Origin of the sequence: Bradyrhizobium sp. 613_E4_N2_2 (assembly GCF_052075995.1) — a bacterium.
GTDB classification, from domain to species: Bacteria; Pseudomonadota; Alphaproteobacteria; order Rhizobiales; family Xanthobacteraceae; genus Bradyrhizobium; species Bradyrhizobium barranii.
Window position 1 is genome coordinate 7,215,906 of record NZ_CP197234.1, and the last position, 25,635, is coordinate 7,241,540.

General features: G+C 64.3%; 26 protein-coding genes. 14 read left to right on the forward strand and 12 right to left on the reverse strand.

The features are described from left to right. The first annotated feature begins 76 nt into the window (after positions 1–76). Both AB7290_RS34145 and AB7290_RS34150 read left to right on the forward strand, forming a co-directional pair. A complete protein-coding gene (locus tag AB7290_RS34145; protein ID WP_085402503.1) occupies positions 77–481 on the forward strand; it encodes a DUF2946 domain-containing protein in 405 nt (134 codons plus the stop codon). 147 nt (positions 482–628) lie between these two features. After that, a complete protein-coding gene (locus AB7290_RS34150; RefSeq protein ID WP_085402502.1) occupies positions 629–3,016 on the forward strand; it encodes a TonB-dependent receptor in 2,388 nt (795 codons plus the stop codon). 83 nt (positions 3,017–3,099) lie between these two features. On the opposite strand, the gene AB7290_RS34155 is transcribed toward AB7290_RS34150, so the two are convergent. From AB7290_RS34155 to AB7290_RS34165, 3 genes are read right to left on the reverse strand one after another with little or no spacing between them, the layout of a single operon-like run. Beyond that, entirely contained in the window at positions 3,100–3,582 is a 483-nt protein-coding gene (locus AB7290_RS34155) for a GNAT family N-acetyltransferase (RefSeq protein ID WP_085402584.1), read from the reverse strand. A gap of 30 nt (positions 3,583–3,612) precedes the next feature. After that, positions 3,613–4,128, reverse strand: coding sequence for a GNAT family N-acetyltransferase (locus AB7290_RS34160; RefSeq protein ID WP_085402583.1), 516 nt, complete (start codon positions 4,126–4,128; stop codon positions 3,613–3,615). A 53-nt stretch (positions 4,129–4,181) separates the two neighbouring features. After that, positions 4,182–5,354 carry a hypothetical protein gene (locus AB7290_RS34165; protein ID WP_245344171.1) on the reverse strand — a complete coding sequence of 391 codons (1,173 nt, stop codon included), beginning with the start codon at positions 5,352–5,354 and terminating at the stop codon, positions 4,182–4,184. Positions 5,355–5,478: 124 nt separating this feature from the next. On the opposite strand from AB7290_RS34165, the gene AB7290_RS34170 reads away from it, so the two are divergent. From AB7290_RS34170 to AB7290_RS34180, 3 genes are all read left to right on the forward strand, one after another. Then, positions 5,479–6,228, forward strand: a complete 750-nt coding sequence (locus AB7290_RS34170; RefSeq protein WP_354080068.1) for a glycosyltransferase family 2 protein — start codon at positions 5,479–5,481, stop codon at positions 6,226–6,228. 64 nt (positions 6,229–6,292) lie between these two features. Continuing rightward, positions 6,293–6,673 (forward strand): DUF2304 domain-containing protein, encoded by a 381-nt coding sequence (locus tag AB7290_RS34175; protein WP_085402499.1) that lies wholly within the window; start codon positions 6,293–6,295, stop codon positions 6,671–6,673. A gap of 55 nt (positions 6,674–6,728) precedes the next feature. After that, positions 6,729–7,133, forward strand: a complete 405-nt coding sequence (locus AB7290_RS34180; RefSeq protein WP_085402498.1) for a VOC family protein — start codon at positions 6,729–6,731, stop codon at positions 7,131–7,133. A gap of 18 nt (positions 7,134–7,151) precedes the next feature. On the opposite strand, the gene AB7290_RS34185 is transcribed toward AB7290_RS34180, so the two are convergent. Next, positions 7,152–7,643 (reverse strand): NUDIX domain-containing protein, encoded by a 492-nt coding sequence (locus AB7290_RS34185; RefSeq protein WP_085402497.1) that lies wholly within the window; start codon positions 7,641–7,643, stop codon positions 7,152–7,154. A 116-nt stretch (positions 7,644–7,759) separates the two neighbouring features. On the opposite strand from AB7290_RS34185, the gene AB7290_RS34190 reads away from it, so the two are divergent. Then, the gene (locus AB7290_RS34190; protein ID WP_071916197.1) at positions 7,760–8,641 is read left to right on the forward strand and encodes a metallophosphoesterase family protein; all 882 of its coding nucleotides are present in this window, start codon (positions 7,760–7,762) and stop codon (positions 8,639–8,641) included. Between the two features lie 93 nt (positions 8,642–8,734). Here the strand turns inward: AB7290_RS34190 and AB7290_RS34195 are convergent, their stop codons facing one another. From AB7290_RS34195 to AB7290_RS34205, 3 genes are all read right to left on the reverse strand, one after another. Beyond that, complete coding sequence (locus AB7290_RS34195; protein WP_085402496.1) at positions 8,735–9,289, reverse strand: hypothetical protein; 555 nt, start codon at positions 9,287–9,289, stop codon at positions 8,735–8,737. 189 nt (positions 9,290–9,478) lie between these two features. Then, a complete protein-coding gene (locus AB7290_RS34200; protein WP_008137787.1) occupies positions 9,479–9,688 on the reverse strand; it encodes a DUF4170 domain-containing protein in 210 nt (69 codons plus the stop codon). Positions 9,689–9,718: 30 nt separating this feature from the next. Beyond that, complete coding sequence (locus tag AB7290_RS34205; RefSeq protein WP_085402495.1) at positions 9,719–11,353, reverse strand: isocitrate lyase; 1,635 nt, start codon at positions 11,351–11,353, stop codon at positions 9,719–9,721. A 241-nt stretch (positions 11,354–11,594) separates the two neighbouring features. On the opposite strand from AB7290_RS34205, the gene AB7290_RS34210 reads away from it, so the two are divergent. Beyond that, entirely contained in the window at positions 11,595–13,040 is a 1,446-nt protein-coding gene (locus tag AB7290_RS34210) for a helix-turn-helix domain-containing protein (protein WP_071916200.1), read from the forward strand. Positions 13,041–13,187: 147 nt separating this feature from the next. Here AB7290_RS34210 and AB7290_RS34215 read toward each other — a convergent pair whose 3' ends face one another. Continuing rightward, positions 13,188–13,481 carry an antibiotic biosynthesis monooxygenase gene (locus tag AB7290_RS34215; protein WP_014497428.1) on the reverse strand — a complete coding sequence of 98 codons (294 nt, stop codon included), beginning with the start codon at positions 13,479–13,481 and terminating at the stop codon, positions 13,188–13,190. A gap of 224 nt (positions 13,482–13,705) precedes the next feature. On the opposite strand from AB7290_RS34215, the gene AB7290_RS34220 reads away from it, so the two are divergent. From AB7290_RS34220 to AB7290_RS34230, 3 genes are all read left to right on the forward strand, one after another. Beyond that, positions 13,706–14,512, forward strand: coding sequence for a hypothetical protein (locus AB7290_RS34220; RefSeq protein WP_085402494.1), 807 nt, complete (start codon positions 13,706–13,708; stop codon positions 14,510–14,512). A gap of 162 nt (positions 14,513–14,674) precedes the next feature. Beyond that, a complete protein-coding gene (locus tag AB7290_RS34225) occupies positions 14,675–15,019 on the forward strand; it encodes a hypothetical protein (RefSeq protein WP_085402493.1) in 345 nt (114 codons plus the stop codon). Between the two features lie 87 nt (positions 15,020–15,106). Then, positions 15,107–16,066 (forward strand): IS5 family transposase, encoded by a 960-nt coding sequence (locus tag AB7290_RS34230; RefSeq protein WP_085398127.1) that lies wholly within the window; start codon positions 15,107–15,109, stop codon positions 16,064–16,066. 327 nt (positions 16,067–16,393) lie between these two features. Here the strand turns inward: AB7290_RS34230 and AB7290_RS34235 are convergent, their stop codons facing one another. Next, positions 16,394–17,035 (reverse strand): tetratricopeptide repeat protein, encoded by a 642-nt coding sequence (locus AB7290_RS34235; protein WP_028158277.1) that lies wholly within the window; start codon positions 17,033–17,035, stop codon positions 16,394–16,396. Between the two features lie 149 nt (positions 17,036–17,184). Next, on the reverse strand, positions 17,185–18,141 hold the full coding sequence (htpX, locus tag AB7290_RS34240; protein WP_085398222.1) for a zinc metalloprotease HtpX: 957 nt from the start codon (positions 18,139–18,141) through the stop codon (positions 17,185–17,187). Positions 18,142–18,475: 334 nt separating this feature from the next. On the opposite strand from htpX, the gene AB7290_RS34245 reads away from it, so the two are divergent. From AB7290_RS34245 to AB7290_RS34260, 4 genes are all read left to right on the forward strand, one after another. After that, a complete protein-coding gene (locus AB7290_RS34245; RefSeq protein WP_085398223.1) occupies positions 18,476–19,777 on the forward strand; it encodes a lytic murein transglycosylase in 1,302 nt (433 codons plus the stop codon). Between the two features lie 107 nt (positions 19,778–19,884). Next, complete coding sequence (locus AB7290_RS34250; protein WP_063985181.1) at positions 19,885–20,388, forward strand: DUF1993 domain-containing protein; 504 nt, start codon at positions 19,885–19,887, stop codon at positions 20,386–20,388. 173 nt (positions 20,389–20,561) lie between these two features. Continuing rightward, on the forward strand, positions 20,562–21,662 hold the full coding sequence (locus tag AB7290_RS34255; RefSeq protein ID WP_085398224.1) for an alkene reductase: 1,101 nt from the start codon (positions 20,562–20,564) through the stop codon (positions 21,660–21,662). A 261-nt stretch (positions 21,663–21,923) separates the two neighbouring features. After that, complete coding sequence (locus AB7290_RS34260) at positions 21,924–23,258, forward strand: IS5 family transposase (protein WP_085398139.1); 1,335 nt, start codon at positions 21,924–21,926, stop codon at positions 23,256–23,258. 171 nt (positions 23,259–23,429) lie between these two features. Here the strand turns inward: AB7290_RS34260 and AB7290_RS34265 are convergent, their stop codons facing one another. Continuing rightward, complete coding sequence (locus AB7290_RS34265) at positions 23,430–25,172, reverse strand: ABC transporter substrate-binding protein (protein ID WP_085398527.1); 1,743 nt, start codon at positions 25,170–25,172, stop codon at positions 23,430–23,432. A 130-nt stretch (positions 25,173–25,302) separates the two neighbouring features. Further along, positions 25,303–25,632, reverse strand: a complete 330-nt coding sequence (locus AB7290_RS34270; protein WP_085398528.1) for a DUF2160 domain-containing protein — start codon at positions 25,630–25,632, stop codon at positions 25,303–25,305. Between the last annotated feature and the right edge of the window lie 3 nt (positions 25,633–25,635).

Below are 25,635 nucleotides of genomic sequence, written 5' to 3' on the forward strand. Positions count from 1 at the left end.
TCGATGCTGCGATGTTACATTATAACATCACGAGATCAGGGGAATTGATCCTCGCGATGTGGGGTGGCTTTTCCAGATGAAGTGGTTCCGGTCGAATATCAGGCACGGCGCCCGGCTCGCGTTGTTCGCGATGCTGGTGCAGTTCGCGTTGACGTTCGGCCACAGCCATTGGTTCGCCCAGGCCACCCCCCTCGCCCTGTCCTCGCTTCAGCAGACCGACAACGGCAAGAGTATCGCTTCGAGTGACCGCGCCGCGGTCCAGAAGCAATCGCCCGCCGGCCCTGACCGGGAGCAGCCGGGCGAGGACAATTGCGCGATCTGCGCCGTCGTCGCGATGGCGGGCACCGTCGTATCCGCGACGCCGCCTGTGCTCCTGCTGCCGCAGGCGATCGAGCTGCTTCAGCTCACCACCGATGCCGAGTTCGTCCATCTGAAATCGGCCGGCACGGCGTTCCAGCCCCGCGCCCCTCCCGCGTCCTGACTCCAGACATCACTTGATCACGCCCGGCTCGCCGCTTTCAGGCGAACGCACGGGAGAAGCTGAAGTCGAATTCCGTCGCGCTGCGACGGCAGGCCGCCTCCGATCAGCACCAAATCTTGCGGACGGCGCCTGACTGGAATCAGGACTATGTCATTTGAATTGCGACGCGCGCAGCGTCTGGGTGGAGCAAGCCTGCTCCTGCTCGGCGCCGCCGCCACATCGGCGCTCGCCCAAGAGCCGGTACAACAGACTGCGCAAGATAAATCGTCGACCGAGATCCCCGCCGTCACCGTGACAGCGCCGAGCCCGATCGTGCGCAGGGTGGTGCCGACCCGCAGCCCGGTCCATGTCGCGCGCACCGGACGGTCGCGCGGCCAGCAACGCACGGCGGAAGCAACGCCGGCGGCGCCAGCGACGGCCGCCACGCCCCAGCAGGGCGTGCTGCCGATCGTGACCAACCAGTTCGCCACCGTCACCGTGGTGCCGAACGAGGAGATCCGCCGCGAGGGCGGCGGCCAGCTCGGCGATCTGCTGTTCTCCAAGCCGGGCATCACCGGCTCGAGCTTTGCGCCCGGCGCCTCCAGCCGGCCGATCATCCGGGGCCTCGACGTCAACCGCGTCGGCATCGTCGAGAACGGCACCAATGCGAACGGCGCATCCGATCTCGGCGAGGATCACTTCGTCCCGATCGATACGCTCGCGACCAACCAGGTCGAAGTGGTGCGCGGGCCGGCCGCCTTGCGCTACGGCTCGACCTCGATCGGCGGCGTCGTCAGCGCGACCAACAACCGGATTCCGGACGCGCTGCCAACCTGCGGTGCCCAGCCGTTCCAGAGTTATGGCATGCCGGTGAAGGCGCCACTCGCAACCGCCGGGACATCGCCCTGCGTCACGGCCGAGACACGTTCCGCGTTCAGCTCGGTCGATCGCGGTGTCGAGAGCGGCGTGCTGCTCGACACCGGCGCCGGCAATTTCGCGTTCCATGCCGACGTCTACGGCCGCAACACGACGGATTACGGCATCCCGAGCTACCCCTATTTGACCGACCAGACCCGGACCATCACAAACGGGCGCCAGCCCAATTCGGCGTCGCGCACGGACGGCGCCTCGATCGGCGGCTCCTACTTCTTCCAGGGCGGCTATATCGGCGCGTCGATCACGCAGAACGACTCGCTCTACCATATCCCCGGCATCGACGGCGCCGACCACAACACCCGGATCGACGCGCACCAGACCAAGATCAACGTCAAGGGCGAGTACCGGCCCGATGCCGCCGCGATCGACACCATTCGCTTCTGGGCTGGCGCCACGGATTATCGACACAACGAGATCGGCCTTGCCGATCCCGCCGATCCCAACACCGACGGTGTGCGGCAGACCTTCACCAACAAGGAGCAGGAGATCCGCACCGAGGTGCAGTTGATGCCGTTCAACGCGCGCTTCGCCGAGGTGACGACGGCGCTGGGCTTTCAGGTCGGCCATCAGGAATTGACCGCGCCGAGCCCTGACAATCCCGGTACGCTGTTCAACGGCCTGTGGGACCCCAACAACAACACCCGCGTTGCCGCTTACGCCTTCAACGAGTTCAAGTTCACGGACGCGACGCGAGCCCAGATCGCCGGCCGCATCGAGCATGTCGAGCTGCACGGCACGACGCCGAACTTCCCGCCGGATTATCTACCCGACGGCACGCCGCAGGTGGGCATCGCACGCAATCCGTCCTTCACGCCGAAGAGCGGCAGCATCGGCCTGTTGCAGGACCTGCCGGGCGGCATGGTCGGCAGCATCACCGCACAATATGTCGAGCGCGCGCCGAAGCCGGCCGAACTGTTCTCGCGCGGTGCGCATGATGCGACCGCGACGTTCGACATCGGCAATCCGAACCTCACGATCGAGACCGCTGAGTCGGTCGAGGTTGGACTGCGCAAGGCGACGGGGCCGTTCCGGTTCGAGGCGACCGTCTACTACACGCATTTCGACAATTTCATCTTTCGCCGCCTCACCGGCGTGATGTGCGACGACAGTTTTGCGTCCTGCGGCACGCCGGGCGCCGAGTTGAACCAGGCCGTCTATTCGCAACGCAATGCCAATTTCCGCGGCGGCGAATTCCAGTCGCAGCTCGACGTCGGCGCATTCCAGGGCGGCATCTGGGGCATCGAGAACCAGTTCGACGTGGTGCGCGCCACCTTCACCGACGGCACCAACGTGCCGCGCATTCCGCCGCTGCGGATAGGCGGCGGCGTGTTCTGGCGCGACGACAACTGGCTGATGCGCGTCAACCTGTTGCACGCTTTCGCGCAGAACAACGTCGCCGTGATCGCGGAGACGCCAACGCCGGGCTACAATCTGCTGAAGGCCGAGGTCAGCTACAGGACCAAGCTCGATCCGCGTCTGTTCGGCGCGCGCGAGATGACGGCCGGCATCGTCGGCAACAATCTCCTCAACGAAAACATCCGCAACTCGGTGTCCTACACCAAGGACGAGGTTCTGATGCCCGGCATCGGCGTGCGGGCGTTCGCCAACTTCAAGTTCTAGTCGCGACTCAGTCGGGGCCTGCGGGCCCCGGCACAGGCGCGTTGAGTGAGCCGTAGCCCGGATGGAGCGGAGCGAATTCCGGGCTACGGGCTGCGCGTCAGCCGCTTCTCGAAGCGCCACTGATCGACGGGGAACGGCCCGTTCGAGGTGTCCGTCATCATCACGAAGGTGCCGGCGTTGCGCCAACCGCTCTTCTCGTAGAACCGCGCAGCGCGCGCGTTGCCGACGGCGCAGGCGAGCCACGCCAGCTCCACGCCGCGCGCGGCAAGGCGGGCCTCTGCGTCGGAGATCAGCGCCGCGGCCACGCCCGCGCCGTGCGCCTTCGGCGATACGAAGAGCTGATACAATTCGTCAGCCCTGACTGCGCAGAAGCCGAGCGGCGCGCCGGCCGGGCCGACGACGCGGATGTCGGGAAGCATGACCGCCAGCCGATCGCGAAAATTCGGGAGCGTGCGAAGGCGGACCAGTTCTGGCGGCGCAAGCGAGGCATGCGACCCATGCCAGGCATCGTGCCACAGCTGAGCGATATGATCGACTTCACCGGCATCAGCGGGCCGCACCTGCATCATGGATACTCCGCAAGAGGTATCGTAGCCCTAGCCTCGCGCCTTGCTCCAGTCGGGCGTTACCTGCCCCGACACGCCCTCGAAAGCGCCGTCGACGAGCTCGAACACCAGGATGCGCGCGGCGTCGACCGGGCCCGGCATGGTGACGCGGCCCTTCGGCACCGGCTTGAAGCCGACACGGCTGTAATAGGGCTCGTCGCCGACCAGCAGCACCAGACGGTGCCCCTTCTCCTTGGCGTCCTTCAGCGCGCGCTCCATCAGGAGACGGCCGATGCCGCGGTCGCGGAACGGCGGCTCGACGGTGAGCGGCCCGAGCAGCAGGGCCTGCGTCTCGCCGACCAGCACCGGCAATTGCCTGACCGAGCCGACCAGCAGCGTGCCGATGCGGGCCGTGAAGGACACATCGAGCAGATGGTCGACGTGCTCGCGAATGCGGTAAGCGCTGAGCACGAAACGGCCGGGGCCGAAGGTGCGCTCGTGCAGCCGTTCGATCGCCTGGGCGTCGCCGGCGGCTTCCGGAAGGATGGTGAGCGAGAGATCGGTCATGTCGGCATGCGTCTTCGAGCGAAGTGGTTTCAGGTTCGCGTCAGGAAAACGCGTCAATGCGAGATGCGGGATAACATCTCAGACGGCCGCGGTCCATCGGCCTCGTGGGCGATAAAACCCTGTGCCGGACCGCGGCTGAGGACGGCCGCGAACAGCAGCGTCCAGAGCGACAGCATCAGGATCGGGATGACATAGTACTGCGTGAAGACCGGATGCGTGGCAAAGAACGCCAGATTCAGCGCGAGATTGCCCGCCACCAGCAACGCGAGTTTCCTGACGCCGCCATGGCCGGCGAAGCGCCACAACAGCGCGGTCCCGACGCAGGCGATCACGATCAACGGGAACTGCGTGTCGCGGAGATAGGCCAACAGCACGGCCGGGTCGAGACTCCGCGGGGCCGTATCCTGGCCGCCATAGGCCGAGACCAGCGGATTGCCTGAGTTGACCAGGTTCGCCGCGAACACCGGCAACAGCCCGACGAGGAACGAAAGGCCGAGCGCGAGTCCTGAAACGAACGTCTCGCGGGTACGCCAGATCAGGAACGACAATCCGAAGAACAGGAAATAGCCGGCCGACAGAACCACGTTGGCGATCCGAAAGCTCGCGGACAGGCCGAGCAGCACGCCGACGGCAGCGACCATCAGCAGGCGGCGCCGGCCTTCATCGACGAACAGTCTTGCGGTGAACAGACCCGCCAGCGCGCAGACGACCATGGTCGGCGCCATCGAATAGCTCGCCTTGGTCGGATTGATCATGAAGTAGATCGAGAGCGCGCCGAGCAACGCGGCGAGCGTCAAGCCGACCTTCTCCTGCGCCCGCCACATGCCGAACAGCGCAAGGCCAGCGACGATCGCGTTGGCCAGCATATAGAGCGGAACGACCTGGAACCCCTCCGGGAACAGCGCCAGCACGAAGCCCGTGCCCGGCGGCGGCGTCATCACCCATTTGCTGCCGTCGGCAGTCTGGGTGTGGCAGGGTGCCCGCGTCGGTTCGTTCCAGTTCGGAAAATCGATACTTCGCAACTTGGCCGCGAGATAGCCGTCGGTTTCACGGGCGAGGCTGGTGTCGAGCCCTTGCCAGCCGAAGCGCTGGAACAGATGCGCCTGCCTGAGATAGCAGATGTCGTCATAGACGCCGCGGCTCTCGCTCCAATGCGAGGTCAGCCTGATGTTGCTGGCCAGAATTGCCAGAAACACAATTGAAAAAAATACTTTGACAGCTCTCATCGGCATTCGCCGGGCGGCCCCCGCAGCTTGAAATGGCCCGCCGCCTGTACAGGAAAAGCACCGGCAAGTATAGCAAAGTGGGGATTCTGGAGGTGAGGCAGACGTGGCCGATACGGGACTGGGCTTGGGTTCAACTGACACGTGCCGCAGCGGTGCTGCCGCACCGCAGCAGGGCTCGTCGCGAGTCCTCATCATCATTCCCTGCTTCAACGAGGAGGCCTCGGTCGGCGGTCTCCTGAGCGAGATCGCAGCAACCGGCCGCGGCTACCACACCCTGGTCGTCGACGACGGCTCGTCGGACGCGACATCCGCGGTGGCAAGCTGCCGCTCGCCGGTCGCCCGCCTCGCGCAGAATCTCGGCATCGGCGGCGCCGTGCAGACCGGCATCAAATACGCGGCGCGTCAGGATTTTGATTTCTGCATCCAGATCGACGGCGACGGGCAGCATGATCCGCGCGCCATCGAGACGCTTCTGGAGGCCTATCGCAACGACCCGACCAACATCACCATCGGAAGCCGCTTCATCGACCATGCCGGTTTCTGCTCCACGCGCATGCGGCGCGCCGGCATCAGGCTGATCGTGCTTGCGCTCAACGGCCTGTTCAGCGGCGGCCGCATCACCGATCCGACCAGCGGCATGCGATTGCTCGACCGTTCCGCCATCGCCTTCTTCGCAAAAGCGTATCCGACGGATTTTCCGGAGCCGATCTCGCTGGCCTGGGCCATGCGCGCAGGCCTCACGGTCAGCGAAGTTCCGGTCGAGATGCGGGCGCGCGAGACCGGCGTCAGCTCGATCGACGGATTGAAGTCGGCGAGCTACATGATCCGGGTGCTCGGTTATATCCTGCTCGCGCGCCTCGTGAGGGCGTCATGACGCCGAGCGTCCCCGTTCCGATTTGTGGTCTCATCATCTCGTCGAACATTCTGAGGAGGCAGCCGTGACAGATGCCCTTCCAAGTCCGGAGACGGTCGTCGTCGTCTCCGCCTTTGCGCTGATCTACATGCTGGTGCTGCTGCGCAAGACGATGCAAGGCAAGTTCGATCTCTACGACTTCCTGATGCTGTCCATGGTGGCGATCATCCCCGCGGGCTTCACGCTGTTTCCGACACTGGCCTATCTCGTCAGCCATCTGACCGGCGTCGTGTTTCCGTTCGTCGTGATGTTCGGCGCCCTGTTCCTGGTGGTGTTCGCGTTCATGCACAACATGACGGCGCGACTGCACCGGCTTGAGCGGCAGAACTGCGCGCTGATCCAGGAGCAGAGCCTGCTGGTGCTGGAGCTGCAGGCGAAGGAGGGCCGTCGGGGCGTCGAGTCATGAGCGCGTAGCCGAGGAAATCCAGCGTCGTCGCGAGGCAAAGACAGGGAGAGCGGGCATGCTGAAGAACGCGAAGGTGGCAACCCGGCTTCCAGCCAAAGACCTCGACCGCGCGCGGGCGTTCTATTCGGAAAAGCTCGGGCTCGAGCCGGTCGAGCAGCGCGAGGGTGGGCTGCGCTACGTCTGCGCGGCCGGCGAGTTTGCGATATTCGTCTCGGCCGGGACGCAATCCGGCACGCACACGCAAATGGGGTGGGAAGTCGAGGATATCGAGGCAACCGTGCGCGAACTTCGCACACGCGGCGTGGCGTTCGAGGACTATGATTTGCCCGGCTTGAAGACCGTCGATGGAATTGCGGAGATCACGGGCAACTATCCGAGCAAGGGTACTGGCGAGCGAGGTGCCTGGTTCCGCGACAGCGAAGGTAACTTGCTGGGGATCGGGCAGCCGGTTCGGGCTTGAGGATTCGGCCGGATCGCTTCAACGCCAAGTCGCGGTCGGCGGCTTGCCGTCCAGCACTTCCGCGAGCCTTTGCCGCGTGCCGTGTGTGGTGCCCTCGGGCAGCGCATTGATCGCGAAGAACCCGCATTCGACGATCTCGTGGTTGGGCTCAGGGACGCGATCCTGCTTGAACTGCCTGACCACATAGACCGCGACGTGGTCGCGGCGGGAGACGTGGCTGTTGAGGAAGATGCCGTGCAGCACCGCGTCACCGGTGAGATCGATGTCCCCTTCCTCCTTGAGCTCGCGCCGCATCGCCTGCTCCATGGTCTCGCCGAGATCGACGCCGCCGCCGGGCAGATACCAGCCGGTGATGTAGCTGTGCCTGACCAGGAACACCCGGTTCTCGGAATCCAGCACCACGGCGCGGACGCCGAGCGTCATGCCGCGGACAAGCAGGAAATAGGCGTGGAAGATTCGCCGCAGCAGCGGTTCGAATGTCCGTCGGACGCTGTTCAGACGATCCCCCATCAGGCTTCCAAGAAAACTCCCAAGAAAACTGCCATGAGGCCCCGGTCCGGGCCCCGCTTGCACAGTTCTCGCGACCTTGCCATTACAGCGGACGAATAGCGAGGCAATCGCGCGCCATGGCCCCCTTCACGCTCGCCCATCTGTCCGACCCGCATCTGCCGCCGTTGCCGAAGCCACGGCTGATCGAGCTCGCGGGCAAGCGCGCGCTCGGCTACGTCAACTGGACGCGCAACCGCCACAAATACCAGCGCCGCGAGGTGCTCGACGCGCTTGTCGCCGACGTCCAGGCGCAGACGCCCGACCACATCGCGGTCACCGGCGATCTCGTCAATCTGGCACTGGAGGCGGAGTTCGCGCCGGCGCGCGCCTGGCTCGACGGCGTCGGTCCGCCCGACCGCGTCACCACCATTCCCGGCAATCACGATGCCTATGTCCGCGCCACCTCTCACCGCTTCGGCGAGACGTTTGCGCCTTATCTCACTGGCGATGACGGCAGTGTCGGCTTTCCGGGCGTACGCCGGCGCGGGCCGCTCGCGCTGATCAGCCTGTCCACGGCGGTGCCGACCCTGCCGCTGATGGCGACGGGCACGCTCGGCCGCGATCAGCTCGCGTCCCTCGAAGCGGTCCTCGACCGCCTCGCCGCCGAGGACGCCTTCCGCGTGCTGCTGGTGCATCATCCCCTGAAGTCCGGCGCGCGCCAGAAACGGATGACCGATGCGGCCGCGCTGCTGGCACTGATCAAGCGTCACGGCGTCGAGCTGATCCTGCACGGGCACGACCACATTCATTCGACCATGTGGTTCGAAGGCCCCAACGGCAACATCCCCGCGGTCGGCGTGCCGTCGGCCTCCGCGCTCGCCCACGGGCGTTACCCGGCGGCAGCGTATAACCTGTTCACGATCGAGAAAGACAATTCCGGCTGGCGCTGCGAGCAGACCGTGCGGGGCCTCGGATCCGGATTTCAGATCCGGCAGATCAAGCAGGCAAGGTTGATCTAGTTCGCCGTCATTGCGAGCGAAGAAATCCAGAGCTTCTCCGCGGAAAGATTCCTGGATTGCTTCGCTGCGCTCGCAATGACGACGGCGAGCGTCTCACCAGCTCCGCAGGGCCGCCAGCACGGCGAGGCCGAACAAGGCGGCCGCGCCGAAAATGAATCCGAACACGAACGGCCAGAGGCGCGAGCGGCGCGGCGGCTCGGCGGCCGCGGGCTTCGGCTCTGATGGCACCACCATGGCGTGCTCGCGCTCGATCATGCGGCGGGCGACGTAGTCCGTCACGGCTTCGACGATCGCTGCGGTGTCGTGCGATTCGGCGAGCACGATACGGCCGAAGCGGGTGTCCTGGACGAAGCGGTACATCCGCTTGTCGCGCCCCATCATGATGTGTGCGACGACATCGATCCAGAGTCTGGGCGTATCGCCCTGGCTGATGCCGCGATCGAACAGGTCGATCTGGTCAGGCACCTGCGCGAACAGGGGATCGAGCGCGTCGTTGAGGATCTCCAGCCGCGCCACCTCCGCGTCGCGCAAATCGACGACCACACCGGTCCGGTCGGCGGCCTCGATCCGTGCGCGCAGCAGCGCGTCGCGCAGCCGCACCGGGCGCGGCTGGCTGGGATGGGTCCCGCTGGTCTCAGGCTCTGACATTGTCGGCCTCGTCCTCGACTTTCCGCCATTAACCTATCAGCAACCAAACGGTCCGCAAAGGGCTCACAATTCCAGAGACTTACGGCGCCCACAGCCGATTGACCTGTACCAAAAACAGACGATCCCACCCGGCTTGCGCCGGATGGGACCCTCCGTCCTTGGACGTCTTCTTAATTAGTCAGGCAGCCGTCAGGCCGAGACCCGCGACGGCTCTTCCACGATCGAGAAGCGGACGCCGGCCTTGTGGCGGTTCTCTTCCGAGACCGAGCGCCAGGCATCCTCGGCTTCCTTGCGGGTCTTGAACGGACCCTGCACCTGGGCGGAGCCTTCCACGAGCTTGTGGAAGTTCATCGAACCGAACTCGCCGCCGATCACCCAGAAATTGCTGCCTTTGGTCATTGTCAGTCTCCTCTTGGATAGCGTGGTGCGTTAGCCGAACTGGTTCATCGTGTTGTGGGCGCCGCCCGCCTTCAGGGCAGCCTCGCCGGCGAAGTATTCCTTGTGGTCGTCGCCGATGTCGGAGCCGGCCATGTTCTGATGCTTGGCGCAGGCGATACCCTGGCGGATCTCGGCGCGCTGCACGTTCTTCACGTAGCCGAGCATGCCCTGGTCGCCGAAATATTCCTTCGCCAGATTGTCGGTCGAGAGCGCCGCCGTGTGGTAGGTCGGCAACGTGATCAGGTGATGGAAGATGCCGGCACGCTTGGCTGAGTCGGCCTGGAAGGTGCGGATGCGCTCGTCGGCTTCCTTCGCCAGCGGCGTGTCGTCGTATTCCGGCTTCATCAGCTCGGCACGGTTGTACTTGCTGACGTCCTGGCCGGCTTCCTTCATCGCGTCGTAGACCTGCCAACGGAAGTTGAGCGTCCAGTTGAACGACGGCGAGTTGTTGTAGGCCAGCTTCGCGTTCGGAACCACCTTGCGGATCCGATCGACCATCTTGGCGATTTGCTCGATATGCGGCTTCTCGGTCTCGATCCAGAGCAGGTCGGCGCCGTTCTGCAGCGAGGTGATGCTGTCGAGCACGCAGCGGTCTTCGCCAGTACCGGGACGGAACTGGTAGAGATTGGAAGGCAGCCGCTTCGGACGCATCATCTTGCCGTTGCGGTTGATGATGACATCACCGTTGCGGGCGTTCTCCGGCGTGATTTCCTCGCAATCGAGGAAGCTGTTGTACTGATCGCCGAGGTCGCCGGGCTTGTGGCTGACGGCAATCTGCTGCGTCAGGCCGGCGCCGAGCGAGTCGGTACGGGTCACGACGACACCGTCTTCGATGCCGAGCTCGAGGAAGGCGTGGCGGCAGGCGCGGATCTTCGCCAGGAACACCTCGTGCGGCACGGTGACCTTGCCGTCCTGGTGACCGCACTGCTTCTCGTCCGAGACCTGGTTCTCGATCTGGAGCGCGCAGGCGCCCGCTTCGATCATCTTCTTGGCGAGCAGATAGGTCGCCTCCGCGTTGCCGAAGCCCGCGTCGATGTCGGCGATGACGGGCACGACATGGGTCTGGAAGTTGTCGATCTTCTCGATCAGCTCCTTCTCCCTGGTCTTGTCGCCTTCCTTGCGCGCCTTATCGAGGCTGCGGAAGATGTCGTTCAGCTCACGCGAGTCGGCCTGGCGCAGGAAGGTATAGAGCTCTTCGATCAGCGCGGGCACCGAGGTCTTCTCGTGCATCGACTGGTCGGGCAGCGGGCCGAATTCGGAGCGCAGCGCCGCGATCATCCAGCCGGACAGGTACAGATAGGTGCGATCGGTCTTGCCGCCGAAGTGCTTCTTGACCGAGATCAGCTTCTGCTGGGCGATGAAACCGTGCCAGCAGCCCAGTGACTGCGTGTACTTGGTCGGATCGTTGTCATAGGCCGCCATGTCGGTCCGCATCAGCGCCGCGGTGTAGCGGGCGATGTCCAGACCGGTCTTGAAGCGGTTCTGCAGGCGCATGCGCGCGACGGCCTCGGCGGACACCCCGTTCCAGGTCGGCTGGGTCTTGAGGAGCGCCTGGGCTGCCTCGATCTCGCTCTGATACGAGGCCGGGCTCTGCAGGGCGTTGATGCCACGGGGCTGGTAATTCATCTGCTCGATCCTTTCGCTGATGACAACTCAACTTGTCATCGACATTTTTGACAGTGCATTGCGAAATGCGTGTCATGAGCTAAACGCCAGAAAGCGAAGTTCGTACAGGGGCCTTGTATTCGAATGGTGATGTCATGTAACATCAGAACATGTAATAGATGTTATTTTGTAAATCTTGTAAAGAATATAGGTCAATAAGCCTGTCCTTGATGCGCTTCTCGTACCCTTGGGAGATCTGAAAATGCCCGCCGTCTCGGGGAAAAAGCTGTTCGTCGGCCCGCGCTTCCGGCGGATCCGGCAGCAATTGGGGCTGTCGCAGACCCAGATCGCCGAGGGGCTCGGGATCTCGCCGAGCTATGTCAACCTGATCGAGCGCAACCAGCGCCCGGTGACGGCGCAGATCCTGCTGCGGCTGGCCGAGACCTATGACCTCGACCTGCGCGACCTCGCGACCGCCGACGAGGACCGCTTCTTCGCCGAGCTGAACGAGATCTTCTCCGATCCGCTGTTCCGCCAGATCGACGTTCCCAAGCAGGAACTGCGCGACCTTGCCGAACTCTGTCCCGGCGTCACCCATGCGCTGCAACGGCTCTATGCCGCCTATGCCGAGGCCCGCCAGGGCGAGACCTTGGCCGCGGCGCACATGGCCGACCGCGACGTCGGCACGCGCTATGAGGCCAATCCCGTCGAGCGCGTGCGCGAGCTGATCGAGGCCAACCGCAATTATTTTCCGGAGCTGGAACAGGCCGCGGAGACGCTTCGCGACGAACTGAACGTGCCGGCCGAAGGGCTCTATGCCGCGCTCGCCGCACGCCTGCGCGAAAAGCATTCGATCCAGACCCGCATCATGCCGGTCGACGTGATGCGCGAGACGCTCAGGCGTTTCGACCGCCATCGCCGCCAGCTCCTGATCTCCGAGCTGGTCGATCCGCCCGGCCGCGCGTTCCAGCTCGCCTTCCAGCTCGGCCTGGGCGAATGCGCGCAAGCCCTGGAGACCATCATCGGCCGCGCCGGCCCGCTCGACGACGCGCCACGCCGCCTGTTCCGCATCACGCTCGCCAACTATTTTGCGGCGGCCGTGATGATGCCATACCCGGCCTTCCTCGCCGCGGCGGAGGCCTTGAACTACGACATCCACGTGCTGGCGCAGCGCTTCAATTCCGGCTTCGAGCAGGTCTGCCATCGCCTCACCACGCTGCAACGGCCGAACGCGCGCGGCATTCCGTTCTTCCTGCTGCGCGTCGACAATGCCGGCAACGTGTCGAAACGCTTCTCCTCCGGCACGTTCCCGTTCTCGAAATTCGGCGGCACCTGTCCGTTGTGGAACGTGCACTCGACTTTCGACACGCCGGATCGCCTGTTGAAGCAGGTGATCGAGCTCTCCGACGGCACGCGCTATTTCTCGATCGCGCAGATGGTGCGACGCCCCGTCGCGCCGCATCCGCTGCCGCAGCCGCGCTTCGCCATCGGCCTCGGCTGCGAGATCCGTCACGCCGCCCGCCTCGTCTACGCCTCCGGCCTGGATTTGGAGAAAACGGAGGGCACGCCGATCGGCGTCAACTGCCGCCTCTGCGAACGCGAAAACTGCGCCCAGCGCGCCGAGCCGCCGATCACGCGCACGCTGATTTTGGATGAGACGACAAGGCGGGTGTCGAGTTTCGCGTTCTCGAATGCACGGGAGCTGTGAGGGGGCTCCGGTGTCATGCCCCGCGAAGGCGGGGCATCCAGTACGCCGCGGCCCATCGGCTCCATCACTGCTGTCACGGAGTACTGGATCGCCCGCCTTCGCGGGCGATGACAGCGGAAGATGTGGCCCGACTGACCCGCCTAACACCTACGCCAGCGTATGCACGATCACCGGCCCGGCTGCGGCGCTCGCATGCCCTGCAAGCAGCGGCCCCAGATCCTTCTCGATCCAGGCGATCGCGCGCCGGTTCGCCTCCTCCGCCTGCTCGAACTTGTCGAAGATGGAGATCGCGGTGACCGTGTCGTCGCCGGCATAGACGACGTAATAGGCACGGAAACCGTCGACGTCGCTGATGATCGGAACGGCGCCGTCCTTGATGCGGCGCGCCAGCTCTTCGGCGCTCCCGCTTTTCGCCTTGGCCTGACGGATGGCGGCATACATGGCATCCTCCTCCGGCTATTGCTGTCGGGCATGTGCCCGGCTTCGATCCTACGCCGAAGCGCGCGACCAATCCACGCTTGGTTAACCCGGCACTAATCCATTCCCGCGATCTGCAACCAACGGTTAAGCACGCCTCAACATCGGTGCCTTAGTCTCGCCCCACTCACTTTTCGCAAACGGCGGCGGCCTATTCTGCCGGGTGAAGTGACATCAGGGGGTTCATCATGCGCGTTGCGCTGCTGCTGACCGCGACCGTTGTGGGCGCGCTCTTCGCCAATCCATCCCATGCCGGATCGCTCGACGCGTCGGCCGGGGCAGCGCAGGCGCTGCCGCCGGGCTTCCAGAGCTACCGCGGCTACATGTTCGACCTGACGGAGAATTCCGAGCGCAAGGACGTCGACAAGCTCACCGACAATCTGAAGCAGCAGATCGACGTCGTCGAAGCTTCCGGCCTGTCGCCGCGCGTGCTGCGCTTCTTCCATACCGTTCCGATCGTCGCGAGCGAGCTGGCCTGCCTCGACGAAGGCGCCGCGACCGCATGCTACGGCCGGGTCACGCCGGACATCCAGCGCACCGCACCCCGGACGCTGACGGTCTGGGACCCCGACAAGCAGCGCTGGACCAATCCGAACGCCGTCGACCTCGCGGTCGATTCGGGCCTCGGCGTGATCATGCTGCGGCCGGACATGATGCGCTACGAGAAGGAAGCCGTGCTGCTGCACGAGCTGCTGCACGCCTATCACGCGCGGCTGCTGCCGGACGGCTACGCCAACAAGGGCGTGATCGGCTATTACGCCCTTGCCAAGTCCAAGGATATGTTACCCAAGGAATCCTATGCGATGAAGAATCCCATGGAATTCTTTGCCGTGACAGCCAGCATCTTCCTGGCCGGCAAAAGTGAATTCCACGACCCGAAGTCGCGCGAGGCGCTCAAGGAGAAGATGCCGGACTATTACAAATATCTGGTCGGCGTGTTCGGCTTCGACCCCGATCCAGCACCGGCGAGCGGTCCGGTTGCCTCGCTGAAATAAGGCGTCTGCGCCAAGCCACCCCAGAAAGCCGCGCAAAAATGCGCGGCTTTTTTGGTTTGGTAACCGGAAGCTGCGGATGACGCGCCGCCGGGAATTGCCAAGGCGGGGCCCGATCTGCATAGTCCCGCCCGCATCGATACCGTTTTAAGAGGATAGAACAACATGGCGGACGCCGACCTGGATGTCGTGATCCGGCAACTGGCCAGACAGCTGCATACGGGCCTTTTGACCCGCGCCAAGGAGCGCCGGGATCGCTTCAACGGCCTTGCGGCCAAGGCCAAGGGCAAGGAGACCGGCGACCGCTTCAAGATGATGGCCAAGGCCACGATGGAGCAGGCCACCGCCGCCGCCAAGCGCCTCCAGATGTCCGCCGACAACGTCGCCGACAGCTACGCCCGCTCGATGCGCCTCGTCGCCAGCACGCCGATCCCGGCGAAGGTGGAGAAGAAGACGAAGGAGAAGCCGGTGAAAAAGGCGAAGAAGGCCAAAGCCAAGAAGGCGAAGTAAGCGCGCACTTTCTTCCTTCTCCCCTTGTGGGCCTGTTGCGTAATTCGTCAATTGTGATTCCCTAGGGCAAAGCCTTGGAGGGTAGCGATGGCGGTCAAGCGGACGGGACAGCCGAGCTTTGTGGAAGCGCTGATGCCGAAGGGAGCCGGCGCCAATGCGGCGCTGGATCGGCTGGCTGGCCTGGTCAAGTGGTACCGGTTCGAGAAGCTGATCGGCCATTTGCGGGATGAAGGGGGGCCCGGTCGACCAGGCTATCCGGTGCTGGTGCTGTTTCGTGCTGTGCTGTTGCAGTCGCTGTATGGTCTTTCGGAGCGCGAACTCGAGGAAGCGCTGGGCGACCGGTTGTCGTTCAAGCGCTTCGTCGGTTTGAGCCTTGAGGATGCGACGCCCGACCACACGGTCCTGAACCGCTTCCGGAACCAGCTCGTTGAACAAGGCCTGCTGGAGAAGCTGTTTGGCGAACTGGATCGTCAGCTTGAGAATGCCGGCGTGATCCTCAAGCGCGGCACGATGCTGGATGCGACCTTGATCCAGGCAGTCTCGGCTCCGCCCAAGGAGGATCGCCCCTCAAACGATCCTGATGCCCGGTTTGCCAAACGGCAGGGCAAAAGCGGCTCGACCTTCGGCTACAAGGCCCATGTCGGTGTCGACGAAGGATCCGGCTTGATCCGCGCGGTGTTGACCACACCCGCTAACGTCAACGATACGACACCGGCGGACGCTTTGATCCGCGGCGATGAAGCCGTGGTCTGGGCCGATGCGGCTTACGACACCCATGCCCGACGGGCCCGGCTGAAGGCGGAAGGCAAGAAGCCCCGCATCGCTCGTCGGCCCAACAGACATCACCCGGAACTGCCGCCCAGGCTCAAACGCTACAACCTCCTCATCGCGCGTCGACGAGCCCAGGTCGAGACCACCTTCGCTACTCTCAAACGCCGCATGCGGCTGACCTGCATCCGCTACGTCGGTCTGATCAAGGCGACCGGGCAAGTCCTGCTCGCCTCGATCGCCTTCAACATGAGGCGGTGGGCCACGATCGCCGCGTGAGCTGCCCGCTCAGGGCGACAACTACAGATCTTGCCAGGCAATTGCCGGGACCAGGGCACTCGCTCCTGACGTCTTCAGCCTCAAGAGCCGATAACGCAACAGGCCCCTTGTGGGAGAAGGTGGCATAGGCGGCCTTCGGCCGCCGTTCTTAAGAACGCCGAAGCGAAGCTTCGGCTATGGCGCCGGATGAGGGGTTCTAGCCGCGTACTCGTCTGCGAGAGGATCAATCGTGGAGAGATACCCCTCACCCGTCTCGCCGCTATCGCGGCGAGCCACCCTCTCCCGCAAGGGGAGAGGGTTGCAGCGGCGAATGCGGCTCTAGATATCTCACCGCCTCGGCGCGGGGGCCTGGTTCGGCTCGGCGCTCGCGAGCTCGGCGAGCTTGGCGCGGGCCGCGTCGCGAGTGCGGCCGTCCTTGCCGGCCGGCAGCGCGAGAGCAGCTTCGAAATCGGCGCGGGCGTCGTCGGCCTGGCCGCGGGCGAGGAATGCGAGGCCACGGTCGAGGCGGGCCTGCGCATCCGACGGGTCGAGACGGACCGCCGTGTTGTAGCTCAGGATGGCGCGATCGAGATCGCCGGTGGCGGCGAGCGCGAGACCGCGTTGGTGATAGGGCGCGGCGTGCCTGGGATCATGCGCGATCGCCTCGTCGTAATCCTCGATGGCAAGCTCCAGGTCGCCGTTCTGCCGGCGCGCCTGCGCCCGGTCGCGATACAGCGAGGCGCGGTTGGGATTGAGGTGGATGGCCTCGTCGAAATCCGCGATCGCCCGCCGCCAGTCGCCGTGGCGCAACGCGATCCGTCCGCGCCCTTCATAGGCGAACGCGATCAGCGATCCCCGCAGCGGCGAGAATCCGATCACCGCCGAGCAGATGTCGGGCTCGTCCTCGTCCCCGCAATTGACGACCGTGTGCGTGGACAGGCCAATGAGCACGCCCAGGACGATCAACAATGGTACCGCAGCTTTGGTCATCTTCGACCGTGGCAGGCAGAGGACCGGCCACGCATCCCCTTTCGAAGGAACAGTCTCGCCATGGTGTTAACACCGGCCGGGACCATCCTGTGTGCGCCAGGTCACAAAAGCCGGTCACAAAGCCGGGCGCGATTCCGGCCGGTTCCGCATCAGCCCCAAGGGCCACGGGAAGGACCGGGTGAAGGGCCGCGTGAGGACGACTGCCCCCACGGGCTCCGCGGCGGATAGTTTTCGTTGGCGCCGACCGACGGAGATGCCTGCGCGCCGAGCTCGGCCGCGAGCTGCTGGAGCGCCGCGATACGGTTCTGCGTCGAAGGATGGGTGGCGAACAGATTGTCCACACCATGGCCCGACAGCGGGTTGATGATGAACATGTGCGCGGTCGCGGGGTTTCTCTCGGCATCGTAGTTCGGGACCTGGTGCGCGGCGCCTTCGATCTTCAGCAGCGCCGACGCCAGCCACATCGGCTGGCCCGCAATGCGCGCGCCGAGATTGTCCGCGGCATATTCGCGGGTGCGGCTGATCGCCATCTGCACCAGCATGGCGCCGATCGGGGCGAGGATCATCATCAGGATCGAGCCGACGATGCCGGGGCCGTTGTTGTCGCGATGGCCGCCGAAGAACATGCCGAACTGCGCCAGCATCGAGATCGCGCCGGCAATGGTCGCGGTAACAGTCATCAGCAGCGTGTCGTGATGCTTGATATGCGCGAGCTCGTGCGCGATCACGCCGGCAAGTTCCTCGCGGCTGAGCTGATGCACAAGGCCGGTGGTGACGGCGACCGCGGCATTCTGCGGGTTGCGCCCGGTCGCGAACGCGTTGGGCTGCGCCTCGTCCATCACGAACACACGCGGCATCGGCAGCGAGGCGCGGCCCGCAAGCTCGGCGACGAGCCCGACCAGCTCCGGCGCGCTGGCGCGGTCGACCTCATGGGCGCCGTACATGCGGAGCACCATGCGGTCGGAGTTCCAGTAGGTGAAGAGATTGGTCGCGGCGGCAATGACGAGCGCGATCATGGCGCCGGCGGCGCCGCCGATCAGATAGCCGACGCCCATGAACAGGGCGGTGAGGCCGGCGAGCAGCATTGCGGTACGAAGATAGTTCATGGCCGTCTCCCAGGGCGGCCGCGGGCAAACCTCTGGCCGGCGCCATTCAGGTAGGGATGACCCCGGCCCGGGTGCAAGGTTTCAAGGTGCGTCGCGGGGCCGCGGCTATGCCCAACATTGCATTTCCGTCATGCCCGGGCTTGTCCCGCCTGCGCGGCCGAAGCCGCTTCGGCGCGGCGAAGGCCCGGGCATCCACGTTCTTCCTCTACACAAGCCCCGAAAGGCGTGGATGGCTGGGACAAGCCCGGCCATGACGAAGGGATGGTTTGAGGCGCTCAATTCACTTAAGCTTTAGCAAGATTCCACACGCGCCCTTCTCCCCGCCGGAAAGCTCATGCTCCAGACCCGATTTGCGATCGCGGCCGCCGCTCTGCTCGCCTTCGCCCTCCCCGCCTCCGCCCAGTTCGCGCCACCACCCGCCAAGCCCATCGCGCCCAAAGCCGCAACCCCGTCGCCGCGCGCGGCTTCGTGCCACAATGGCGCGAGCTTCGATCGCTTCCTGGCCGACGTGAAAAAGCAGGCCGTTACCGCCGGCGTGTCGCAGCGGACGATATCGGAAGCCTCGCCCTACCTCGTCTACGACCAGGGCATCGTCAATCGCGACCGCGGCCAGCGCGTGTTCGGCCAGCTCTTCACCGAATTTGCCGGCCGCATGGCCGCGCCCTATCGCATGCAGAACGGCCAGCAGCACATCAAGAGCCACGCGGCTGCGTTCGCGCGCGCCGAAAAGGAATACGGCGTGCCGCCGGCGGTGATCGCTGCGTTCTGGGGCCTCGAGAGCGATTTCGGCGTCAACATGGGCAATCTGCCGACGCTGAAATCGCTGGTGTCGCTGGCCTATGACTGCCGGCGCTCGGAGATGTTCGTGAACGAGACCATCGCCGCGCTGAAGATCATCGACCGTGGTGATCTCACACCCGACGAGATGGTCGGCTCCTGGGCCGGCGAGCTCGGGCAGACGCAATTCCTGCCCGTGCATTACGTCAACTACGCCGTCGACTATGACGGCGACGGACGGCGCGATCTCTTGCGCAGCGAGGACGACGTGATCGGCTCGACCGCGAACTACATCGCCAACGGATTGAAGTGGCGGCGCGGCGAGCCGTGGCTCGAAGAGATCAAGGTGCCGCAAAACCTGCCCTGGGATCAGACCGACCTCACGGTGCAGCAGCCGCGCTCGAAATGGGCGCAGTTGGGGGTCACCTATCCCGACGGCCGTCCGCTGCCGAACGACAATCTCGCTTCGTCCGTGCTGCTGCCGATGGGGCGCAACGGACCTGCCTTCATGGCGTATGCGAATTTCGCGGCCTACACCGAGTGGAATAATTCGCTGATCTATTCGACCACCGCGGGTTATCTCGCCACGCGCATCGCGGGCGCGGCTCCGATGCGCAAGCCGGCCCAACCGGTCGCGCAACTGCCGTTCAACGAGCTCAAGCAATTGCAGCAGCTCCTGGTCCAGGCCGGCTTCAACGTCGGCAAGGTCGACGGCGTGCTGGGCCAGCAGAGCCGTGCCGCCGTGAAGGCGATGCAGATCAAATACGGCCTGCCCGCCGATTCCTGGCCGACCGCCGAGCTGCTCGCGCGGATGCGCGGCGGTACGGCCCAGGCGCAGCCGGCGGGGATGATCCGGTAGAATTTTCGCACCGCACAAGCCGCTCTCGCGATTGTAATTTTCCGTGATGCTCCCATGTGAGTGGCTCAGGTTTCTCCTGAGATCTCCCATTCACAAGCGAGCATCACATGTCCTTTCACGACGCCGTCGTCCCCGCGTACTTGCAAATGCTGAACAGCCTGACCGGTCTGCTCACGAAAGCCGAGGCGCATTGCGCGGCCAAAAAGATCGACCCGGGCGTCCTGCTCGGCTCGCGCCTCTTCCCGGACATGCTGCCGCTGTCGAAGCAGATCCAGCTCGCCAGCGATTTCGCCGCCAAGGGCTGCGCCAGGCTGACCCATAGCGAGGTGCCTTCGATGCCCGACACGGAAAAGACGTTTGAGGAGCTGAAGCAGCGGCTCGCCAAGACGATCGACTACGTGAAATCGTACAAGCCGGAGCAGTTCGAAGGCGCCGACACCAAGGACGTGACCTTCCCGGCGGGCCCGGACCGGACCATGACGCTCAAGGGCCAGCAGTTCTTCAGCGGGGTCTCGCTGCCGAACTTCTATTTCCACGCCACCACCGCTCACGGCATCATGCGTCACAACGGCGTCGAGATCGGCAAGCGCGATTTCCTCGGCGCGAACTGAGAGATCGCGGGCCGTGGCAGCGCAAATCCGCTGTCATGGCCGGGATTGCACATGAATCATGCTACGCGGACCAGGCCGCGTAGCTCGCCTGCACTTTCCGTATGGCTCCTCCCTTGCGCCTGATGTCGCGATGCACAAGTGTTCGTGATCTGTCACCGCCTGGAAGCATTCCCATGAGCCGTCCGACCAAATTGCTAGAGACCTACAAGCTCGGCCCGATCACGCTGGCCAACCGCCTCGTGATGGCGCCGCTGACGCGCAACCGTGCCGCGCCCGGCACGTTCGTGCCGAGCCCGCTTGCCGCCGATTATTACGGCCAGCGCGCCTCCGCGGGTCTCCTGGTCACCGAAGCGAGCCAGATCTCACAGCAGGGCCAGGGCTACCAGGACACGCCCGGTATCTACAGCGAGGACCAGGTCGCCGGCTGGCGCAAGGTCACCGACCGCGTGCATGAGCGCGGCGGCAAGATCTTCATCCAGCTCTGGCATGTCGGCCGCATCTCGCATGTCGATCTCCAGGCCAATGGCGCAGCCCCGGTGGCGCCGAGCGCGATCCGCGCCAAGGGCAAGACCTTCGTCAACGGCACCTTCGCCGACGTCTCCGAGCCCCGCGCGCTCGAGCTGTCTGAAATTCCCGGTATCATCGACGACTTCAAGCGCGCCACGAAGAATGCGATCGAGGCCGGTTTCGACGGCGTCGAGATCCACGGCGCCAACGGCTATCTGCTCGACCAGTTCGCGAGGGACGGCGCCAACAAGCGCACCGATGCTTACGGCGGCTCCATCGAAAACCGCGTGCGGCTGATGCTCGAGGTCTCCAAGGCCGTTGCCGCCGAGGCCGGCGCCGACCGCACCGGCATCCGCATCTCGCCGGTGACGCCGGCCAACGACCTCTCCGACTCCAATCCGCAGGCCTTGTTCGATCACATCGTCGACGGCCTCAACGCACTCAAGCTCGTCTATCTGCACGTGGTCGAAGGCGCCACCGGCGGCCCACGCGACATCGCCCCGTTCGACTATGCGGGCCTGCGCAAGCGCTTCACCGGCGCCTACATCGCCAACAACGGCTACGACTTCGACCTCGCCACCAAGGTGCTGGACGCGAACGCTGCCGATCTCATCGCCTTCGGCAAGCCGTTCATCTCCAACCCCGACCTCGTCGAGCGGCTGAAGACGGGCGCGGCGCTGAACGATTGGGACAAGAACACGTTCTACGGCGGCGGCGCGAAGGGCTACACGGATTATCCGACGCTCGCGACCGAGCCGGCGGAGTAATTTCCTCTCCACACATGACGCTGTCATGCCCCGCGAAGGCGGGGCATCCAGTACGCCGCGGCTCTTCGGTTCAATCACGACCGTTTCTGGAGTCGTCCGTGAAGAATGCGGATTGATCTGAGAAATAAGCAGAATTTGTCTTGATGTAGTATTCGATTTTGCAGGAAAGCGGGGTGTTGGACCTCGCTTTCTTGCGTTTTAGGATTTTGCTTTTGGGCGATTCGTGATTCCCTGACGGCGTCGTCGACATTGGGGAATGCGATGAGCAAGCCGAGGGATGATCGCCAGAAAGACCTGTTGCTTCCGGCGCTTGATCAGATCATCGACATGGGTCATCCGCTGGTGCGGTTGGCAGCGCTGATCGACTGGAACATCCTGAATGAGCGCTTCAGTTCAGTGTGCCAAGCAGGGTCGGGCCAGCCGGGCTTGCCGACGCGGCTAGTCGCCGGCCTGTTCATTTTGAAGCACATGCACAACCTGTCAGATGAGGTGCTGTGCGCTCGCTGGATCGAGAACCCCTATTACCAATACTTCTGCGGCGAATTGAGCTTCTGCCACCGTCTGCCGTTCGATCGATCGTCGATGACACGCTGGCGGCAGCGGCTCGGCGAGGAACAGCTCGTCGCCCTGATCCAGGAAAGTCTTTCAGTGGCGCACAAGACCGGCGCCATCGGTCCCAAGGACCTGGAACGGGTGGTCGTCGATACCACAGTGCAGCCCAAGGCGGTTGCACATCCGACCGACGCGCGGCTGCTGCATCGAGCAATCACCAAGCTGGTAGGGCTCGCCAAGCGCAACCGTGTGCCGCTACGCCAGAGCTATCTGCGCCTGGCCAAGCGCGCCGCCATCATGACCGGCCGCTATACCCACGCCCACCAGTTCAAACGCGCCCGGCGGCAGCTCAAGTTCCTGCGGACACGGCTTGGCCGGATCATCCGCGACATCCGCCGCAAGATTGATGGCGATACGGTGCTGGAAGCTCGCTTCGGCCCGTTGCTCGGTTTAGCGCAGCAGGTGCGCAGCCAGGATCAGCATCAGCGCGGTCCGAAGGTCTATGCGTTACATGCTCCGGAGGTTGAGTGCATCGGCAAAGGTAAGGCCCGCGCGCCCTACGAGTTCGGCTGCAAGGTCAGCATCGCCACCCCTGTGACGTCTCCGAAGGGCGGCCAGTTCGTGCTCCATGCCAAGGCCCTGCATGGCAATCCCTTCGATGGGCACACGCTCGGTCCCGTAATCGCCGACATGGAGAAGCTCACCGGGGTGGAGACTCGCCGTATCCACGTCGACAAAGGATATCGCGGTCACAACCACCCGCATCGGTTCAGGGTCTGGATCTCGGGTCAGGTCCGCCGCGTCACAGCTTCCATCCGTCGCGAGATGAAGCGTCGCGCGGCTGTCGAGCCTGTCATCGGCCACGTCAAGGCCGAGCACCGCATGGACAGAAATTATCTCAAGGGACGCCTCGGCGACCGCATCAACACTGTTCTCGCCGCCGCCGGCTATAACTTCGGTCTGCTGCTGCGATGGCTCGCAGAGCTCTTGCGTGTCATCATCCGAGCCTTCTTCGAGACCGTCCCGGCTCGAAACACCGCTTGAGCCGGGCGCCGCCGCCAGTTCTTCACGAACGACTCTGGAATACTGGATCGCCCGATCAAGTCGGGCGATGACAGCGAGTGTGTAGTCGGCACAATCGCCATTCTCGACATCCGCCAGAAAAAAGGCCGGGATCGCTCCCGGCCTTTCGTGTTTGATGACGCTACGTGCCGCTTACTTCGCTTCCGCGCGCTTGGGCGGGGATGCCGGCCACGACTTGATCAGCGTGTCGTAGTCGACCGTCTCACCCTTCGGCTTCTCGTTGGCGAGCTTGCGCTGCGGCGCGATGGTGCCGTCCTTCTGGGCCTTGGCGTACCAGAACTCGGCGGTCTCCTTCTTGTGCAGCTTCGGACCGCAGGCGCCCTGCACGCCGGACTTCTCGAGGCGCTCCATGACGGAGTCCTGAGCGGCCGCGAGTGCATCCATCGCAGCTTGCGGCGTCTTCGCACCGGACGACGCATCGCCGATGTTCTGCCACCAGAGCTGCGCGAGCTTCGGATAGTCAGGCACGTTGTTGCCGGTCGGGGTCCACTGCACGCGCGCGGGCGAGCGGTAGAACTCGATCAGGCCGCCGAGCTTCGGCGCACGCTCGGTGAACGACTTGTCCCAGATGTCGGATTCACGAATGAAGGTGAGACCGACATGGCTCTTCTTCAGCGACACCGTCTTGGAGACGATGAACTGGAGATAGAGCCAGGCCGCCTTGCGGCGGTCAGCCGGGGTCGACTTCAACAGCGTGAGCGAGCCGGCGTCCTGGTAGCCGAGCTTCATGCCTTCCTTCCAGTACGAGCCGTGCGGCGACGGAGCCATACGCCACTTCGGCGTACCGTCCGCGTTCATCACGGCGATGCCGGGCTTCACCATGTCGGCGGTGAAGGCGGTGTACCAGAACATCTGCTGGGCGATGTTGCCCTGCGCCGGCACGGGACCGGATTCGGAGAAGGTCATGCCCTGAGCCTGCGGCGGGGCATACTTCTTCATCCACTCCAGATACTTCGTGATCGAGTAGACCGCGGCCGGACCGTTGGTGTCGCCACCGCGATCGACCGAGGAGCCGACCGGACGGCAGCCTTCCATGCGGATGCCCCATTCGTCGACCGGCAGACCGTTCGGAATGCCCTTGTCACCGTTGCCGGCCATCGACAGCCAGGCGTCGGTGAAACGCCATCCGAGCGACGGGTCCTTCTTGCCATAGTCCATATGGCCGTAGACCTTGACGCCGTTGATCTCCTTGATGTCGTTCGTGAAGAACTCGGCGATGTCTTCATAAGCGGACCAGTTCACGGGCACGCCGAGCTCGTAGCCATACTTGGCCTTGAACTTGGCTTTGTAGTCCGGGTTGGTGAACCAGTCGTAGCGGAACCAATAGAGGTTCGCGAACTGCTGGTCGGGCAGCTGATAGAGCTTGCCGTCCGGCGCGGTGCCGAACGACTTGCCGATGAAGTCGTTGACGTCGAGCTGGGGATCGGTGACGTCCTTGCCCTCGCCGGTCATGTAGTCCGACAGTGCGATGGTCTGGCCGTAGCGGAAGTGCGTGCCGATCAGATCGGAATCGTTGATCCAGCCGTCATAGACGTTCTTGCCGGACTGCATCTGGGTCTGCAGCTTCTCGACGACGTCACCTTCCTGGATGATGTCGTGCTTGAGCTTGATGCCGGTGAGCTCGGAGAACGCCTTTGCCAGCGTCTGCGACTCGTATTCGTGGGTCGCGATGGTCTCGGAGACGACGTTGATCTCCATGCCCTTGAAGGGCTCGGCGGCCTTGGCGAACCACTCCAGCTCCTTCTTCTGCTCGTCCTTCGACAGCGTCGAGGGCTGGAATTCCGCAATCCACTTCTGGATCGCGGCGTCGTCGGCGGCGCGGACCGGCGCCGAGACGGCGAACGACACCGCAACGATGGCGGCGACGCTGGACATGGTCAGAAAGCTATTCTTGGTCAATGGACCTTTCCTTCTCCTAAACTGTCGCATGTTGTTCCTCCGTTGCAGCGACAAAATTTTATACAGGCCCGGGTTGCCCCCGGATCTGGCCGTCCCTTCGCGAGCTTCAGACCGTGCGAAAAATGAGCACGGCCGTGGCCAGCGAAATTCCACTTGCGAGCCAGAGGCTCGAAATCTCAAAACCTTCCTCGCCGATCGGCAGGGTGGCGAGTGTATCGGTGCCGGCGAAGGCAATCCACAGAAGGTGGATGACGGCCGCCGTGATCAGGGAGATGAAGAGGCGGTCGCCCCGCGTCGTCGGAATGCTGAGCACGCCGACGCGCTCGGCTTCCGGATTGACCGCGGCGAGGTACGTCATGACCGCGAGGGTGCAGGCGAGCGCCACGAAGAAGATCGCGGTCGGCAGCGTCCAGGCCATCCATGCAATAGATTCCATCGA